Below are 17,259 nucleotides of genomic sequence, written 5' to 3'. Positions count from 1 at the left end.
TGAGCCTCACCCTTCCCGTTCCGTCTGTGACATTAGCGGAATACGCACCTCAATTTGCGTCCCCTTCCCGATCGCCGAGTAAATCTCCATGGAGCCTCCGACCTCTGCTACGCGCTCTTGCATACTGCGCAAACCGTAGGACGTCAATTTTTCCCCATCCGGATCAAAACCAACACCGTCATCCGTTACCCGCAGGCGAACCTGCTCTTGCAGCGTAAACAGCTTCACTGTAATCTGACTAGCTCTGGCATGCCGCAATGTATTGGACAAGGACTCCTGCAAAATGCGGAACAAATGATCCTCGATTCCACTCAACAAACCTTCGACGTCTTCGATCTCCCAAGTCAGCTGCATGGTATTTTTACGCGTCAGCTCATCTAAAAGTTCCAGAATGGCTTCCTTCAATGACTTGTTTTGTAACGTAGCCGGACGAAGATGCAAGAGCAATGCCCTCATCTCCGCTTGTGCAGCCGCTGCCATCTCTTCGACCAATTCAATCTGTTGTGCTGCACGCTGTGGATTTTTTTCTACAAGCCGCTTCATCGCCGCAGTCGTCATGGCGATGGCGAACAGCTGCTGGCTGACAGCGTCATGCAGTTCTCTCGCCAATCTCTGTCGCTCCTCTGTTACCGCTGCATGCTTCAATTGTTCTGCTAGAGCCGCATTGTGGTTCGACAGCCGCTGCAAGGATGCCACTTGCTCTTCCCATTGCGAAGCCAAGCGATTGATCTGCCATCCTAACTCGCCGACTTCATCGACGCCCAATTCGGGAACCCGATACGACAGCATCCCGCGCCCAAGCTTCATGGCAGCTTCCCACAGCACATTGAGTCGCTTTTTCAACAAATTGCCGATGATATAGGAAATGATCAATGCCACTAGGACACCTGCGGGCAAAGAGACAACAAAAGCAGCAAGCTGAATCAAGCCCTCTGGATCTGCAGGCAGATTGATGCCTATATATTGTTCAAGCCACCACACGAAGTTGCGGTCGCTGATCATATCGTTGTACCACCGATGAATCCCGGGGTGATCTCTCCATAAAAAGTATAGCCAAAAGAAACAAATAAACGCGGCAGTAACTGCACTGACGGCCAGTAACATGCCATAGCGCACGTATTGCCACTGAATACTTGCCAATCGCTGTCGACGCATCCGCCAGTACCTCCTAGATGTACTTGACTTTTATATCGCCGACAAGCAGCGAGATATGCAAGTTTACTTTTTGTAATGCTTCATCATACTGATCAGAACGAAGCTTAACACTGCGATTGATACCTCCCTGACGGTGGCTTAGCACCTCCAGGTCACCAATACTCAATCCTGCCGTTACCGATATGGGTAGATCGACAGGCACATAAATCGTCACATCACCTACCCAGCCTTCTACGACAAGAACTGCTTCATCCCGCATCAACACTGCCCGGGAAAGATCAATCACAACATCCCCGATTCCATGCCAGACATGCAAGTGATTCAGTTCAAAACGGCCCGAGGTCAGGTGATAGTCTCCGATCAGAGAACTGCGGGAATCTTTTGGCAACATGTCGTCAGGTGATGAAGACATTCCTTCGTGATGAGGAATTTTGCCACCTACATGCTTCCATTTGTTCCAGCTGTCTATCCAAGGACGTTCCTCTGTTGAAACCTTCACGTCACTCGGAGCACTCGCATCACTTGTCAAAATCGTCTCAACAGTAGATGGAGTCCCTCTATCGCCCAATGGTTGATTCACACGGTGATCTCGTCGGCTGTTCTTGCCCCGAATCAACTGAAACCCAAAATAAATAAACACGATTGGCACTGCCACCTGGAACAAATCATCAATCCCGACGCGAAACCACATATCCATCGCGATGATAGCCCCCAGAGAAAATAGAATTCCTCCGCCAATCCGATTTTTCTGCCCCCACAAACGAAGGCCGAAATAAATAAGCACCATCGGCCACAGATCAAACAGACCGAACGAAATGATACCCAAACTGTCTAACAAAAGGCCGATTCCCGTAAAAATAATCAGGATACCAGCCAACATTTTGTGCAAACGGGACAGTTTCACAAAAGTCTCCTCTCTCACGCCCCATGCCGATCGTTTTCACTTTGACCATTACGACATGTATAGATGAATGCAGGCGGAATGTTCAGCAGGGTAAAGTCAGTCTCGACCCGGAGAAAACGTTCCTGCAACTCAGCTTGGAGTTGTAGCGAATATTGGAATGTAATAAATAGGCCCCCTGGCTTCAGTACAGATTGAACTTCATCCAGAATAGCTGCCCGCTGCTCTTGAGGAAAATTGGCGAATGGCAGACCTGAGATAATGGCATCTGCACCTGAAAGGTTCTGCTCCTCCAAGTAAGACCTAAGTTTAGTCGCTTCCTCCCTGATAGGAAGATCGGGAAAACGTGATTGAAGCATAGAGCGAAATTGGGAATCTCGTTCCACAAGCACGTACTGTGTGCCGGGACGCAGACGCTGATAGATCGTTTGGGTAAATGCCCCTGTACCAGGTCCCAGCTCCAAGATCACATCGGTCGAAGCCCAATCGACGCTTTTCAACATTTGCTCACATAAAAAACGAGAGCTGGGGATGATACTACCGACGCGTCCAGGCTCAGCGATAAACCGTCGCAAAAAGACCAAGAAGTCTTGCAAGAATCGTACCTCCTAGGGGAAAAGCAGCCTGATGTACACAGGCTGCCGAATTGACACAATCTATTCTACACCTAGTCCCCCAGTTCCTGTCGAATCAGGATTGTACTGGTTTGGCTACTGGTGTTTTTGCTTCATTAATCGATGCTTTGATGCTGGCAAGCTCTGCATCAAGATCATCCTTTTCCAGATCAGACAAAGCGTTCTCCCAAGCGCGGTTCGTTTGGCGCCATTGTCCACTCATTTGCGCTTCTGCTTCCATGCGCATGACTTTTTCTTCCATGCGGACGAAGCCACGGCCTGCGGACTGATTGCCAATACCGACAACTGCTTGATTGACTTGCTTTTGTGTCCGAGCTACTTGTGCACGTGCCATCAGTGTGAACTTTTTCGCACGCATTTTATAGAACTCTTCCTTCAGCTCTGCCAGCTTCTCGCGCATTTGTGTAGCTGCCTCGGATGCCGACAGGTAGAGAGTTTCATATTCCGCTGCACGGCCTTCGTACTGCTTCTTGTCAGCGAGTGCTCGACGAGCCAACTCGTCTTCTCCCTCAGTCAATGCGAGCTTGACTTGACGATCTCGTTTTCCGATCAGAGCATTGGCTTCATCCAATTGCTGGCGGAATTTCTTTTCCAGTGCAACCTGACGGGCAACCGCTACTTCAACTTGTCCGATTTCTACTTCCATGTCACGCATATATTGATTCAGCATCACTACCGGATCTTCCATCGAATCCAATGCATCATTCACCGAAGCTACTGTCAGGTCACGCAAGCGTTTAAAGATACTCATTATTTTTTCCTCCTCATCATATCACATCATATTGTTCATCCAAAAGACTCTTGCGACATAGGCGTTATTGTGGGCGTCTTCTTACATCTCTCTCCCAAGCGTCCAGCGTATCTTCCTTTAATACTTTTTGGGCCCATTCACGCTCCCAAGTAGGTGGCGCTTGTTTGGGTTCTGGACTGGGACGCAGTAAGCGATATCCCAGATAAATCACCCCAATGGCCAGAAGCGCGTGAAACAGTAGGTCAAGCTTGCCAATCAACATCAGGAACCCGAATAGGAAGACTAGGATTCCCCAAAAGCGTGAACCGGTTTGTCCCATGATCTTTTTGGCACCGTATATCATGATCACGCCGGGAATGATGAACCCGAGCAAATCACCGATATCGATCCCCACCAGATCCAGAAGAACCAACCCACCGACTAGCAGCAGAACCAGCCCGAGTAGAACTTTGCCAGACCGTTCGCTCATTTCTCGCTTACCTCCATTCGTTTTGCATGTGGTGCTTGTGGAACGTTATGCCCTTATTGTAGCCCTCGGTATAGGCTTCCCATAACGGGCGTGCGGTTGGTTTTTCCCTCCGTCCTTGGACGGAGACAATTTCCTGCCCTAATCGGACGAGCTGTCCCACAAGGCAGCACAAGCTCACGTCGAAAGAAATCTTGCACTGTCGAATGAAAACGTTACAGCATTTGACGGTATTTTTGTGACGAATATGTGAACGAACAGATGAAAAAGAAGGAAAAAAAGGACTGGCGTAGAATCTTCGTAAGAGTGCGTGTAAAAAAACATCGAAAAATAGCCTAATTCCGCTTGGCGGAAACGGGGGAACCACGTTTTTGGGGTGAATGGTTGCTACTCCTAGCAGCCTAGGGCGTCCTTTCGACCGAACCCTTCAGCTAACCTCGTAGGCTCACGAAAGGAGCAGTTTCTTTTGCGCAAGGTGGTTTTATCTTTATTTATGGCTGGATTGCTTGCTATGGGGGCAGGCGCTGCACATGCTGCTGAGGAGAATTCTCTGGGTGAAGTAGTCAGCGACTTGTACGGTACCCCTTACAAATCTTCCGGCACGTCCAAAAAGGGCTTTGACTGCTCCGGTTTCACGCGCTACGTATTTGATGCGTTAGGTGTAGACCTACCTCACAATTCTGCTTCCCAGTACGAATTAGGTACAGAGGTAGCCAGAAAAGATTTGCAGCCAGGCGATCTCGTGTTCTTCAATACGAACGGTCGCAGCATTTCTCACGTGGGTATCTACATTGGAGACGGCACATTCGTGCACTCGGAATCTGGTCATGGAGTCGTCAACACCAAGTTGAACGATCCATACTACTGGAGCAAGCGTTATGTAGGCGCCAAGCGTCTCGGCGTTCCTGTTCTAGCGAAAGCAGAAATTCCGAAAAAAGAAAAAGCGGTGCAAGCTGCATCGTTGCCGGAAAAACCAGCTCAAAAATAGTCGTTCGGCAAAATAATAAAAGCCAGGGACACAACGTCTCTGGCTTTTTCTGACGAAATTTAGTACCTGGTCTAAAGAGGTACCCTTACATATTAGAACATCTTAATAACTTACGGGGTTTCTTCCCCTGATCTGGTCAAACCATGTTATGATAGACAAGACCCATTCTTTGAATGGTATTCCTTATTAATAGAAGTAACTGGGGGTTGTTCCGGTGAAAGATCACATTTTAATTGTCGATGACAATCTGGAGATTATTGAACTGCTAGAAGACATTTTGGAGAACGAGGGCTTCACCGTTTCCTCCGCGGAGAGCGGAGAAGATGCACTCTCTTTGCTCAGTCAAGGAGAGCGTCCTAACCTGATCCTTTTGGATATTATGATGCCCAACATGAGTGGCTACGAGCTCTGTTCGCAGATTCGCCGTGAGTGGGATTTGCCTATATTGTTTCTCAGTGCAAAAGGAAAAGCGGTAGATAAGGTAGTCGGCTTCGAAATCGGCGCAGATGACTACATCACGAAGCCTTTTGATACAGAAGAACTGCTCGCTCGTATTCGTGCCCACTTGCGCCGCTATGAGCGCATTCGCAAACATACCGAAGAACAGCCTGAGAAGGAAACAGCCTCTTCTCCGATTACCGTTTTGAAATTCAAGGACCTGGAAATTCATAAAGAAACGTACTCCGTTTATGTATGCAATCAAAAGATCGAGCTCTCTACGAAAGAATTTCAACTGCTCACATTCCTCGCAGAAAATGCAGGCATTGTCTTTACAAGAGAGCAAATCTATGACCGTGTCTGGGGATATGGTTATGGCTCGCTCAATACAGTGACCGTCCATATCAAAAACCTTCGTGAAAAGTTGGAAACAGAGCGTCAGTTCATTAAAACACAATGGGGGACAGGCTACGTATTTATCGGGGAGAAGCTTTAAATGAGCTTACGTAATAAAATTTTTCTCTCCTTCATTGCCTTGATCACACTCAACATCTTGTTGTTCAAATTTGTTTTTCAAGACATTATTGTCGGTCAACTCAAAAATGATCGCCATAATCAGTACCAGGCTGAGAAGGAAGCCGCAGAGAAGGTCATGCTCAATCAACTGCTTCTCGTCAGTAATTTCAAGGACCCGGTAGAACGCTTGGAGCTTGATAAGCAGTTGCCAGACGACGTGATGTACCGCATGCTCGTAAAGGATGCCCACGGAAACACCATCTACAGCAAAACGTCACGCGCCTATAATTTGAAAATGCCTTCTTCCTCCCCATCAAACCGCGGCGAATCTGCCAAGCAAAATGACCTCAAAGTGGTAGCTGAGTACCATTTTCAGCAGGAGCCACCTCGTACAGGGGAGATCGTTGTTTATTTCTACACAGATGATTACGACATGATGGCTACCACAGGGGTTTCCATGATGCTTTGGTTTATTTACGGAAGCATTAGTCTGGTGGGATTGGTCCTGCTCGCTTTGTTTGTTCGCTGGATATTGCGGCCCGTGAACGAATTATCGCGCGTCACCCAAGAAATCCAGGAAGGGAAACGGCTGGTGACATTTACGTATCGCTCGCATGATGAGTTTGGACAACTTTTTCGGTATTTCGGGGATATGGTGGACGAGCTTCGATTAGCGGAAGAAAGACAGGCTGAAATGATTGCTTCGATCGCCCACGACTTCCGCACACCTCTCACCACGATCAAAGGGTATGCGTCCTATATCGGCTCCGGTCGTGTGTCGGATATGACCAAAATACAGAAACAGATGAGTAAAATCGAGATAAAAACGACTGACTTGGAAAAGCTTCTGGATGAGTTACAGGACTTCACCACCCAGAGCTCCGAAGTCCGACTCAATATTAACCGTATTCATGTCAAAAGCTTCTTGAGAGGAATCATTGAGGACTATTTGCCAAGAATCAAAGAGGCAGGCTTCACCTTTCACTGGAAGCTGCGTATCTCCAATGAACTGCACATCGAAGCGGATGAGACCAAGCTGCGCCGAGTCATGGAAAACTTGTTGAACAACGCCATTCACTACAACAAACCGGATGGCTCCATTTACCTTACTTGTGATCAGCGAGAAGGACATGTCCTTTTTACTGTGATCGACAAAGGAGAAGGAATCTCCTCGGAAGACTTGCCGAAGATTTTCACCAAGTTTTATCGGGCGGAAAAATCACGGAATCGCAACAGTGGCGGTACAGGCTTAGGCTTAACGATTTGCAAGAGCATCGTCCGTCTTCATGGCGGAGATTTGATGGTAAACAGTGAATTGGGAATGGGAAGCAGTTTCTCCTTCACCATCCCCTTCTTCCACCAAGGGTAGCTTGAAAAAGCTACCTTTTTTTATATAGATTTATTCTCAGTTAATTATTTCTTTATATTTTACTAGTAAAATAATTTTTGTAAGCATGTTGCTTTCAGTGATAAATAACCCCCAGTTCGGTATCTGACACAATCGGCGAAACCGTATTGATAAGATGCCTCTTTTTTTGTCCTCAATTTCCATTTTTTTCTATCTCTTTTCTAGTCGCATCGGCAATCCATTCTTGGGACGCAAAGTGACCAGCGGCTCGGGCTCCACTGCCTGATTCGGATCAGCCAGTCGCAGTCGATATCGCTGCGCGATCGTCGCCAATAGCAAAGCTGCCTCCATCAAAGCAAAGTTATTCCCGATACAGACACGTGGACCGCCGCCAAACGGGAAATAAGCATATGCTGGATTTCTTTTTAAGAGATCGCTGTCAAAGCGCTCTGGAATGAATTGTTCAGGCTGCTCATAATAGCGTGGGTTACGGTGCATGACATATTGGCTCATCATCAGTGTTTCACCAGGCTTGTACGTGTGACCGCCGATCTCAACCTCTTCTACCACTTCCCGATTAATCGTCCAGGCTGCCGGATAGAGCCTCAGCGTTTCCTGTACAATGAGATTCGTATACTTCAGCTGGGAAAGATCCTCGACTGTGGGCAGCTTTTCACACAACACCGTTGACAGCTCGTCATGCAGCTTTTTTTCCACCTCGGGATAAGTAGCCAGTAAATAAAAAATCCACGACATGGTATTCGCAGTCGTCTCATGACCAGCTACAAAGATGGTCATGACCTCGTCGCGCACCTGCTCGTCTGTCATTCCTTGCCCATCATCTTCATCACGTGCAGCCAGTAGCATCTCTAGCAAGTCCTTGTGCTCTTCTCCTTCGCTATTACGACGAGCCTCGATCAAGGAGTAGATCGTTTTATCCAACAGCTCACTCGACTCTAGGAACTCCCGATTGCTCTTGGTAGGTACGGATAAAGGAATGTCGATAAAAGAGGAGCCTTTGTTCGCCACGTATTTCAACCCGACATCGATGGCATGTCCAATTTGATCGGCACCTTCCTTGACCGTTTTGCCGAACATGGTCTCCGTAATGATCGCAAGGGTTACTTTCATCATGTCCGAGTGAATATCGCGCAGCTCTCCGGTTTTCCAATCCGACATGAGATCAACTGCTTGCCGGACCATCACCTCTCCGTAGCTGGCGATACGTTCTCGATGAAAAGCTGGCTGCATAAGCCTCCGTTGTCGCAGATGCTTTTTTCCCTCACTAGTGAGAATTCCATCCCCAACGACAGGTCGCGCAGATTGTAATGCTTTCCCTTTACGAAAATGCGCTTGCTTGTTGACCAAGATCTCTTTGATGTGATCCGGATTCGTTAACAAGTAAACATGACGGGAAGGACCAAAGCGAAAATGGACGACTTCCCCATGTTCTTCTACTGCCTCGCGGATGAACTGAAGCGGCGAGCGGCGAAATGCCATCAAGTTTCCTGAGATCGGAAGGCCTTTTGGACCGGTGATCGTGATATTCATGCGTCTCCTCCTTTTTACATGCAAAATCCTACCGATAGTATCCGGCACGATAAGGAGATTATGCGAAAAAAAGCCACCCGAACTTCGGATGGCTTACGAAATCATTTTGATTATCGTGTAACAGGTTGATCTGCGCGCAACAGACGAGAAACAATCAGTCGCTCGCGTACCTTGATGCCAATTAGAGACGCCAAAACTGCTTTGATAACCCCTACAACGAGGAAAGGCGTTACACCAAAAGCGACAGCTTTATCCCATGGAATGTCCATGACGTATTTGAGCTGTACCATACCAAAAGCGAGTGCGACAAACATGCCAATGATATTAGCGATGATGGCATTTTTCAGGTTGAATCTTGTTTTCTCCAAGTAAAGTCCGGTCACATAAGCGGTTGCAATAAACCCAAATATGTACCCGCCGGATTTGCCAACCAATATTTGCAATCCGCCTTTTGCCTCGCTGAACACAGGCAACCCGACTGCACCGAGCAAAACGTAAATAACCAAAGCCAGTGTCCCGTATCGCCTTCCCAAAATGGTCGCTGTCAGTCCTACTGCTAGCGTCTGCGCAGTAATCGGAATCATCGGCAAGGGAATCGTCACCTGCGACAATACCGCTGTCATTGCAGCAAAGATGGCAGAGAGCAACAGCCATCTCAAGCGTTCGTTTCTCATGCGTACTAACCTCCGTTTTGTTAACTAAAAATAATATAAGGTTAACAAAATAATAATACGCATCTGCCCTTTTGTAAATCCCCGTTCTGTTCGCTTACCTTATTGCTTGTTGATCCATGTATAGCTGCAGCTTTTGTAGTGACTGAACCGTATGATCGATTAATTCGTTCAGGTCATCGATGTTGCCTTCATCAATTTTTCGATGAAAGTCCAGCGTCACCTGGTTGGTTATTTGCTTCGGCGGCCACTCAATTCGATGCTCCTCTAGCTTAGCTGATACTTTCTGTGTAATATATGGACGCTGCCCCCATATGTCATTGAGAATCGATGTGATTTCTCTCGCGTCTGCGGGCACATCTGTGTAATTTTCCATCTGCAAGTAAAACTGGATGCAAATCGTACATCCGATATGATCTGTCAACGGTTGTTCTAGCTGCTCGGCTGCAATATCAGCTAACTGGGTACGAAGCTGCATCTCAGCACGGACAGCAGCAGTATGATCAAGTTGATCAGCCAACTTGAACTCGATCTGAAATAGTCGATGGAATGTAGCCATATCCATGGCATCCGAACGGTTCGTAATCGTGATTGCCCCTTCGAAGTCTCGGTCGTATACTGCGCCTTCCAACACAACCCTGATATTGTCAAAAACAAGCGGATGAAACATCTCGCGCCCTCCTTTTCCCACGCAATCGGGCCCTTTCTATTTACAGTATATAGCATGCCTGCTTTCTCCTTGTTTTGCAAGCAGACCGACTTCCCCATGGCGGCGCCTCCAGGAGAGTGGTACCATGAGATTGATCCAACCTTTGAGGTGACAGCCATGTTTTTAATCGGAATTCTAATCGTTGTTGCAATCCTTGGTGAAATTATTCATCGTTTGAATCCATGGAAAAAGCCAGAACCGGCCTATGAGGATCTCGTCGCCCAAATCAAACAGACGGACTGGTACCAAGAGTTGTCTCTTGATCAGGCGTGTCGTTACGTTCTGGACAACGATCCGCATGTCCAAGCCTATTATGCGAGTACGTATGAAGCCAAACGTCTCCTTACACAGGAAGGCTTTCAATTGGGGCTGATTGATTACGTCAAGCAGGAAGCTGAAAAGCGCGCGGATAAACTGCGCTGACATGCGAAAAAGCAAAGGCTTCCAGTGATTACACTCGAAGCCTTTGCTATAAAATGATTCATGAAAAACTACAAATACCGAGCGATGATCCGAACGAGCCTTGCAGGAAACTCCTGTAAATTTGTAATATCCAAAAATCTTTCATTCCCATAGATTTCACTAATCACATCTTTGTCTTGGCCTATTGCAGCTGCAAGTAATGTAATTCCTCTCCGTTCATACTCCTGTATGGTCTGCTGTATATCTTTCACAGCATAACTTCCCGTATAATCGTCCATTGCCTTAGGTTGTCCGTCACTTATGCTAATCAACAGTTTTGTCTTTTGGGGGGAGACGGCTAACCGTTCTGCCATTATTCTAAGAGCCATTCCATCGCGATTATTACTTCTGGCATGCATCCTCATTAACCTAAAGCGATCATTGGTATCCGCTTTATCAAAGTCGGCATATGCAAAGATCGACATTTGCTCCAACTTGGATGCATCCGCAGTATCCCCGTAGATCAAAATGGGAATCTGACAAAGTTGACAATATTCATACACCGCAATTACTGCTCGTTTTGCTGCTTCTAATCTACCGTAAGCTGACATCGATGCGGATTCATCAACCCTTAGACCAACTACAAGAGACGGGGATTCAGTTGGAGGACATTTCTTGGAAAAATACCTGTAATCCCTGTAAGCAACGCTGTCAGCTTGAAATTTGCTGCCATAGTAACGATTCCTCGCAAACTCAGAAGACACCTCATGCTCCAAGTACGGAAGTGTCTTTCTGGCAATCTCTTGTACGATGGGCATGAGTCCTTTGCTTAGATGGACATATTCCTGTTGATTTTCCTGATCGTAGTCTGGGCGATGAACAATGAGTTTTACTTTTTTATGAATAGAATGGGAAATAACCTCTCTTGCATCTTGATTCAGCTTTTTACGGAAAGCACGCTCCTTTAGTTTCGCTTCCTCTGACGACGATTCCAGATTTGCCTGATGATATTTCGGAGAACCATTTTCCCCCAAACCCGAACTGTCCATAGGGGTAGAATCATCAGAGACATGGGAAGAGCTATTGTCACTATCAGCAGATTTTTTCAATGCGATTCCTTTTTCCTCTAGACGATTGTCTTTGCTAAAACCAGTGTCGTCTATATCTCCCCATGTCCTGATCTCTATGGCATCGTTAGATTTTCGTTTTTTTTTCCTTCAATCTGGGCTTCTTCCAAGCTGGCAAACAAGCCATGATTGTTAAGTGCTTCTTCCAAAAGTTTTATTTCCTCGGAATCGGTTGTTATCTTGTAGATGACCTTATGATAAAGGGATTCTTTTGCGGAAGCTCCTGTGGCAATCGCATCTGCCCAGTAAAAAAATGAACGCATTCCAGCCACGCCCTTGATCGCATTGGCCCGGGCTGTTTTGTCTAAAATGATAATCATATCTGCTAGTATTCCTAGCACCTTTTCATTCTGAAAGCCGGTTTTGGCCATAACTCGTTCGATCATGATTTCTTTCGTCGGCAGGTCCATCTTTTCCGTATGTTGAACCCTGTCGCGCAACGCTTCGTTTAACGGTCTCGTTCCTGTATAACTGCGATTTGTCGTGATAACCGCTATGAAGTCTGGATGCCTGCGAATGATTTCTGTGGGGAGATTGATGCTACCATCCAGCTCCAAGGCAGAGTTTAATGCCATTAACACAGCAGCATCACGAATGACATTTAGTTCTTGGATTTCCAGCAGATAACCTTTTTGATAGGCTCTGACGATCTCCGAAGGATAAAATCGGTACTCCACCGCTTCACCATCGTTGTTTTCCGCTGCAAGCCTCAGTAATTGCTTCATCTTTACAGCTGCCTGTTCCTGTGTAATCCCCAGCGCGTGCGTCAAAATTTCCGTTATACTTTGAAACCCTTCACTTTCGTACAAAGCTTTCAATGCGATTTGCTCCGCAGGCTCCATTTTTTCTAAACGTTCAGATGAAATTACCGGCAAAATAGCACCCATAATATCCGATTTATCCATATCAGCAAAACAAGTCACTTTCGTATACGGAAGTCCGAAATTAGCCGATAATGCTTTTGCTAGTTGTGTTTTACCCGAACCGGCATCACCTTCCAACAAAATATTGGCGATTTTCATTTCCCCGCGATTCCAGTTGCGCTTGATTTCGTCACGAATACGGCGTTCTTCTTCACTGACCTTATGAGTGAATGGCTTTTTCCAGATGAGCGTTTTTTCTGCATCTGTCAGCTGTCTTTCCGGTGACAAAACATAGGTTTCATTTTCATGCATGACCTTTCTCCTCCACATCTTTTCGCTTCTTCTCAACCACAATAGGGAGCAATAATGACGCACCGATCATAATCAGAACACCACTCACTACATATACCGCAGCCAGGGAGAACGTATCTTTCAGATAGCCGGAAATGAACATACCGACCACCATCATTCCCATAAATACAGGTGTGATCGTTCCTGATACTCGACCAATAAATGCCCCTTCTGTATTGCGTACAAGCAGGGTCTGAATGCCACTTTGAATAAAAGGGAAAAAGAAACCGCTGATCACCAATAGAACTATCATCAACCAAATCATGGTGGCAGAGCCAACTACAATCGTGCATACGGCAGAGAAAAGCAAGCCGACCATGAGTAACAACTGTGGCTTCACCTTTTTGGCTATTCCTATGATGACCGCTCCGCCTATCAACATAGCTGCCCCATTGGTCATGACCAACCATTGCAGAAATTGTTTATCCAGTCCCAAATTCTCAATAACAAGAAAAATCTGGAGCGGCTGTGTCAGCCCTGACGCCAATCCAACAGCTGAGAAAGTCAAACAGAGTGTTCGTAATGCTTGATTAGAACCGATATAGCGCAGTCCGGCCTTCAATTCCTCTACAAAACCATCCGTATCGCCAGACTTCAGCTCCACTGTGTCACGGGGAAGCGTCGATAAAATAAGGGAAGACCCCAGGAACAGAACGGCCGTCAGAATGAGAGAGGCATGAATCCCAAACTGCAAGAAAATAAATGTGCCGACGACCGGCCCCAAAACCGTAAAGACAGCGACAAGCGTTTGGGACATGGCCATCACGCCCTGCATTTGTTCAGGTGGCACGTGCTTCTTATACAATTTCATGGCAGACGGTTGGGAAAATTGAGACAGGCTGGCGGAAATAAATGTTCCGATGAGAAGAGCAATCCACCCACCATTCATGAGTACCAGGAGTACAGCTCCTACGGAAAAAGCAGACAGTAGATCACTCCAGACCATTGTCCGCTTCGGTAGCCATCGGTCGGCAAAGGTCCCGCCAATTAGACCGAATAGAAAGATCGGAGCGAATTCCGCAACTGAAATCAGTGATACATAGACAGGATTATTATTTGTCCATTCGCTCACAAAGAGTAGGACGGCAAAATTCCGGATCCAAATACCCAAATGTAACAGCACTCTGGAGAGGATAATTGTGCATACATAACGATTCGCAAACATTTCAATACCCCATATCCTTTAATATTTTTGACAATGTACGCAGACGTTCTCCAATCATTTCATCATCGTTACTCAGCGTTTGGCTGAACAGCTTAATATCTTCATGAAGTTTTTCATTGTCCGTACATATCGCTACAGTCATGGCATCCCCTTGCAAGGCAACCCGGTCGATAACGGGATTTTGCGGATCATAATAATGCTCATATCTGTATGCTTTGCGAAAATGTGTCAAAGACCGGCAAATCAAAATGGACATATCAAGAACACGATGGAGAGGCAGTTCCTCCGATTGACTTGACCAGTCTTCTCCCGTGTATCTCCATACCTTGGCAGAAATATTTGCTTTTCCTCTGTCGTTCCCCTCAGTCAAGCCCAGAGAAAGCCCTTTGACATCTGTGTTCCTAGCGAATCGACCGTCAACCCGATCATAGTTTTCCGACAAAACAACAGGCTTATGTTTTAAGGTGGTAGGTATTTTCATTTTCTTTCCCTCTTTCCATTTCTGAAATTACTGCATAGTTTATCTTGGATACCATCGATATGCAATGATTTTTTCGATAAAATTACAAACAAATTATCGATTTGTTTGTTTTTAAACCAACGCATATTATTTTTGTTTGTTTTTATTTTTGCAGATAGAAACACCTTTTTTTCAATTAAAACGCAAAAAAAAGGTATACCTGCCATGGCTTATGCCATGTGGTACACCTGGTTTATCCACTATTCATGTTCGGCTTACCGTTTTTGATGATAGTGCTTGTAAGCGTCAAAGGATGCCTGCTCTTGGCAAGGTACGCATTCTGTTGCATACGATTCCGCTTGTTCGTGGATCATCTGACCGCAAGCAGCACAGCATTTTGCTTCGAGATTGCGAAAGAAAGTAGTGATCGGCGTCATGATTAAAACCCCCCGTGTGTTATTATCTGTATTGTATTACAACAGCATCTGTTTTATAAAAGTTTGTTATAATACATTACGCCGATTTATCTTTCTCTCTCGCTCATTCTCTTTTAATTGCTCTTTTTTTCGCTGTATTCATACATTTTTGCAAATTCCGCATCTGTTGTAACACAATGGCCTAAATCAGCAGATTGAACAAATACGGATCATGCGTAATCTCAACATAGCGGATACCGTGCTGCTTCATCCGACTGACTAATGGCTGATAGTCATCTTTGCATTTCATTTCAATACCAACCAGCGCTGGTCCATTTTCTTTGTTGTTCTTTTTCGTATACTCAAAGCGTGTGATATCATCGTGTGGCCCCAATACTTTTTCCATAAACTCACGCAAGGCTCCGGCACGCTGCGGGAAATTGATGACAAAATAGTGCTTCAAGCCCTCATGCAACAGGGAGCGTTCCTTGATCTCTTGCATCCGGTCAATGTCGTTGTTTCCGCCGCTGATGACACACACTACGTTTTTCCCAGCGATTTGATCCCGGTAGTAATCGAGAGCAGCAATCGACAGGGCACCTGCTGGTTCTACGACGATGGCATTGCTGTTATACAACTCCAAAATGGTTGTGCACACTTTGCCTTCTGGTACCAACACGATGTCATCCATCACCTCCTGGCAAATACTCATCGTTAGCTGCCCCACTTGCTTGACGGCTGCTCCATCGACGAACTTGTCAATTTCATCTAAGGTAATAACGTCGTTTTGCTCCAAAGCGGCTTGCATCGAAGCTGCTCCTGCCGGCTCCACACCAATGATCTGTGTGTGCGGGCTGATGCCTTTTACGTACGTTCCCACACCCGCTGCCAATCCGCCTCCACCGATACTCATAAAGACGAAATCAGCTGGTTCTTCCATGTCATTCATAATTTCCAGACCGACTGTTCCTTGTCCGGCAATCACCAATGGATCGTCAAAGGGATGGACAAAGGTCCGATCTTCCTGAATGCAATACTTCATCGCCTCTGCGAATGAATCATCGAAGGTGTCACCGATCAATACAACTTCTACATAGGAGCCGCCAAACAGCTTGACCTGCGATATCTTTTGACGTGGGGTGGTCGCTGGCATAAAGATCGTGCCCTTAATTTGCAAATGGTTACACGAGTAGGCTACGCCCTGTGCATGATTGCCTGCACTCGCACAGACGACACCACGCTCCCGCTCCATTGTGGAAAGATTCCGCATAAAATGATAAGCACCGCGGATCTTGAAGGAACGAACGACCTGCAAATCTTCTCTTTTCAAATACACGTTGCAGCCGTAGCGCTCTGACAATACTTTGTTTTTTTGCAATGGCGTCTTCTCCACCACATCTTTCAATGCGTGATTGGCTACTACGATGTCTTCCACTCTGACCGTATGCATATATGTTCCTCCTAAGTAACTTCTCTTTTGTTGTAGTGATCAGACCAAATAAAAAAGCCCCCGCCCAACCAGCTACGCATAAATTGCGCATGGCTGGCTGAGGCAAGGGCATCGCGGTACCACTCAGCTTCTCTGTCTTCCTCACGAAAAACAGACTTAGGAAGTTCACTATGAAACTCCCGTCCGATAACGAGGACGAATTCGTTGTCCTATACTCACTGGCCAGACAAGCCGATTTTCCAGGACAATGCTCCAAGGTGATTTTCAAAACAGGCTGGCGGCCATTCTTTCAGCACGGGGAATGGCTCTCTGCACGCTGCTTACTGTTTCTACTCTTCCTTTTCAACGCTCATACATACGAACTATTCGAATTAGTTAAACATTCTACGCCGAAACCCACAAGTTGTCAATCTTCTTGTTATTTGGCAGGAAAGCAATGAAAAAAAACGGGTTCCCTTTCGAGCCATTGCACTCAAAACGGTACCCGTTTTTCTATTCGCTACATCCTATACTGCTTCGTAAATCGCTTCGTAACGCTTGCCGATTTCTTCATCCGTCAAACCAGCTTCACGCAGACGGCCGATCAGTGCATTTGCCCAAATCTCAGTGCGTTGCGCCATTTTCGCGTATTTTTTCGCTTCCTTCACTTTGCGCTTGGAGCGATCTTCACCGTTTGATTTGAGGTTGTCGAGGATGAACAGCATGATCATGGTATCTTCCTCGTTCAACGTCTCCCAGCTATCGTTTAGAAACGCCGTTACCTTTTTGTAGTAACCATCAAACTCGTCAAAAGAAATCTCAGTATCCATGTTGAGATATTCTTTCATTTTTTCAAATAGATCTTGCATCTAGCGTCACAACTCCCTCATTATTCTCCGCACTATTATAACAAAAAC

Annotated in this window: 19 protein-coding genes, 1 riboswitch and 1 other annotated feature; of the genes, 4 read left to right on the top strand and 15 right to left on the bottom strand. The window is 46.2% G+C overall.

All coding sequences use genetic code 11. From position 1 onward, the window contains the following. Window positions 1–6: 6 nt before the first annotated feature. From ACFYU8_RS21755 to ACFYU8_RS21735, 5 genes are all read right to left on the bottom strand, one after another. On the bottom strand, window positions 7–1,155 hold the full coding sequence (locus tag ACFYU8_RS21755) for a HAMP domain-containing sensor histidine kinase (RefSeq protein WP_390303310.1): 1,149 nt from the start codon (window positions 1,153–1,155) through the stop codon (window positions 7–9). Between the two features lie 13 nt (window positions 1,156–1,168). Then, on the bottom strand, window positions 1,169–2,059 hold the full coding sequence (liaF, locus tag ACFYU8_RS21750) for a cell wall-active antibiotics response protein LiaF (protein WP_390303313.1): 891 nt from the start codon (window positions 2,057–2,059) through the stop codon (window positions 1,169–1,171). Between the two features lie 14 nt (window positions 2,060–2,073). Further along, the gene (locus tag ACFYU8_RS21745; RefSeq protein WP_390303316.1) at window positions 2,074–2,652 is read right to left on the bottom strand and encodes a class I SAM-dependent methyltransferase; all 579 of its coding nucleotides are present in this window, start codon (window positions 2,650–2,652) and stop codon (window positions 2,074–2,076) included. A 94-nt stretch (window positions 2,653–2,746) separates the two neighbouring features. Next, the gene (locus ACFYU8_RS21740) at window positions 2,747–3,442 is read right to left on the bottom strand and encodes a PspA/IM30 family protein (protein ID WP_390303319.1); all 696 of its coding nucleotides are present in this window, start codon (window positions 3,440–3,442) and stop codon (window positions 2,747–2,749) included. Window positions 3,443–3,506: 64 nt separating this feature from the next. Further along, window positions 3,507–3,911, bottom strand: coding sequence for a LiaF transmembrane domain-containing protein (locus ACFYU8_RS21735; RefSeq protein WP_144617545.1), 405 nt, complete (start codon window positions 3,909–3,911; stop codon window positions 3,507–3,509). 319 nt (window positions 3,912–4,230) lie between these two features. Beyond that, window positions 4,231–4,370: riboswitch (cyclic di-AMP (ydaO/yuaA leader) on the top strand. 4 nt (window positions 4,371–4,374) lie between these two features. Between ACFYU8_RS21735 and ACFYU8_RS21730 the strand changes: the two genes are divergently transcribed. From ACFYU8_RS21730 to ACFYU8_RS21720, 3 genes are all read left to right on the top strand, one after another. Continuing rightward, window positions 4,375–4,896 (top strand): C40 family peptidase, encoded by a 522-nt coding sequence (locus ACFYU8_RS21730; protein ID WP_390303322.1) that lies wholly within the window; start codon window positions 4,375–4,377, stop codon window positions 4,894–4,896. Between the two features lie 214 nt (window positions 4,897–5,110). Continuing rightward, window positions 5,111–5,830, top strand: a complete 720-nt coding sequence (locus ACFYU8_RS21725; protein ID WP_007721564.1) for a response regulator transcription factor — start codon at window positions 5,111–5,113, stop codon at window positions 5,828–5,830. Next, window positions 5,831–7,219 carry a sensor histidine kinase gene (locus ACFYU8_RS21720; RefSeq protein WP_390303325.1) on the top strand — a complete coding sequence of 463 codons (1,389 nt, stop codon included), beginning with the start codon at window positions 5,831–5,833 and terminating at the stop codon, window positions 7,217–7,219. 189 nt (window positions 7,220–7,408) lie between these two features. Here the strand turns inward: ACFYU8_RS21720 and ACFYU8_RS21715 are convergent, their stop codons facing one another. The 3 genes from ACFYU8_RS21715 to ACFYU8_RS21705 all read right to left on the bottom strand — a co-directional run bounded on the left by ACFYU8_RS21715 (window position 7,409) and on the right by ACFYU8_RS21705 (window position 10,090). Next, on the bottom strand, window positions 7,409–8,749 hold the full coding sequence (locus ACFYU8_RS21715) for a cytochrome P450 (protein WP_390303327.1): 1,341 nt from the start codon (window positions 8,747–8,749) through the stop codon (window positions 7,409–7,411). A gap of 110 nt (window positions 8,750–8,859) precedes the next feature. Then, window positions 8,860–9,423 (bottom strand): biotin transporter BioY, encoded by a 564-nt coding sequence (locus tag ACFYU8_RS21710; RefSeq protein ID WP_390303329.1) that lies wholly within the window; start codon window positions 9,421–9,423, stop codon window positions 8,860–8,862. Between the two features lie 94 nt (window positions 9,424–9,517). Then, a complete protein-coding gene (locus ACFYU8_RS21705) occupies window positions 9,518–10,090 on the bottom strand; it encodes a hypothetical protein (RefSeq protein ID WP_390303332.1) in 573 nt (190 codons plus the stop codon). A 96-nt stretch (window positions 10,091–10,186) separates the two neighbouring features. On the opposite strand from ACFYU8_RS21705, the gene ACFYU8_RS21700 reads away from it, so the two are divergent. Beyond that, complete coding sequence (locus ACFYU8_RS21700; RefSeq protein WP_390303335.1) at window positions 10,187–10,552, top strand: hypothetical protein; 366 nt, start codon at window positions 10,187–10,189, stop codon at window positions 10,550–10,552. A gap of 68 nt (window positions 10,553–10,620) precedes the next feature. On the opposite strand, the gene ACFYU8_RS21695 is transcribed toward ACFYU8_RS21700, so the two are convergent. From ACFYU8_RS21695 to ACFYU8_RS21665, 7 genes are all read right to left on the bottom strand, one after another. Then, window positions 10,621–11,640: a vWA domain-containing protein gene (locus tag ACFYU8_RS21695; RefSeq protein ID WP_390303338.1), complete on the bottom strand. Its 1,020-nt coding sequence runs from the start codon at window positions 11,638–11,640 to the stop codon at window positions 10,621–10,623. 74 nt (window positions 11,641–11,714) lie between these two features. Continuing rightward, on the bottom strand, window positions 11,715–12,833 hold the full coding sequence (locus tag ACFYU8_RS21690) for an AAA family ATPase (protein WP_390303341.1): 1,119 nt from the start codon (window positions 12,831–12,833) through the stop codon (window positions 11,715–11,717). Continuing rightward, window positions 12,826–14,037 carry an MFS transporter gene (locus ACFYU8_RS21685; protein ID WP_390303344.1) on the bottom strand — a complete coding sequence of 404 codons (1,212 nt, stop codon included), beginning with the start codon at window positions 14,035–14,037 and terminating at the stop codon, window positions 12,826–12,828. Before ACFYU8_RS21685 ends, ACFYU8_RS21690 begins: the two co-directional genes overlap by 8 nt. A gap of 1 nt (window position 14,038) precedes the next feature. Continuing rightward, the gene (locus tag ACFYU8_RS21680; protein ID WP_390303347.1) at window positions 14,039–14,518 is read right to left on the bottom strand and encodes a DUF6530 family protein; all 480 of its coding nucleotides are present in this window, start codon (window positions 14,516–14,518) and stop codon (window positions 14,039–14,041) included. A gap of 254 nt (window positions 14,519–14,772) precedes the next feature. Then, window positions 14,773–14,934 carry a protein YhfH gene (yhfH, locus tag ACFYU8_RS21675; protein WP_390303350.1) on the bottom strand — a complete coding sequence of 54 codons (162 nt, stop codon included), beginning with the start codon at window positions 14,932–14,934 and terminating at the stop codon, window positions 14,773–14,775. 181 nt (window positions 14,935–15,115) lie between these two features. Then, entirely contained in the window at window positions 15,116–16,363 is a 1,248-nt protein-coding gene (gene ilvA, locus ACFYU8_RS21670; RefSeq protein ID WP_390303353.1) for a threonine ammonia-lyase IlvA, read from the bottom strand. A gap of 95 nt (window positions 16,364–16,458) precedes the next feature. Next, window positions 16,459–16,718: a binding site (T-box leader), on the bottom strand. A gap of 151 nt (window positions 16,719–16,869) precedes the next feature. Continuing rightward, entirely contained in the window at window positions 16,870–17,211 is a 342-nt protein-coding gene (locus ACFYU8_RS21665) for a hypothetical protein (RefSeq protein ID WP_390303356.1), read from the bottom strand. Window positions 17,212–17,259: the final 48 nt, after the last annotated feature.

Source organism: Brevibacillus sp. NPDC003359, assembly GCF_042878995.1.
Taxonomy (GTDB): domain Bacteria; phylum Bacillota; class Bacilli; order Brevibacillales; family Brevibacillaceae; genus Brevibacillus.
This window is presented reverse-complemented; position numbering and strand designations above follow the sequence as displayed.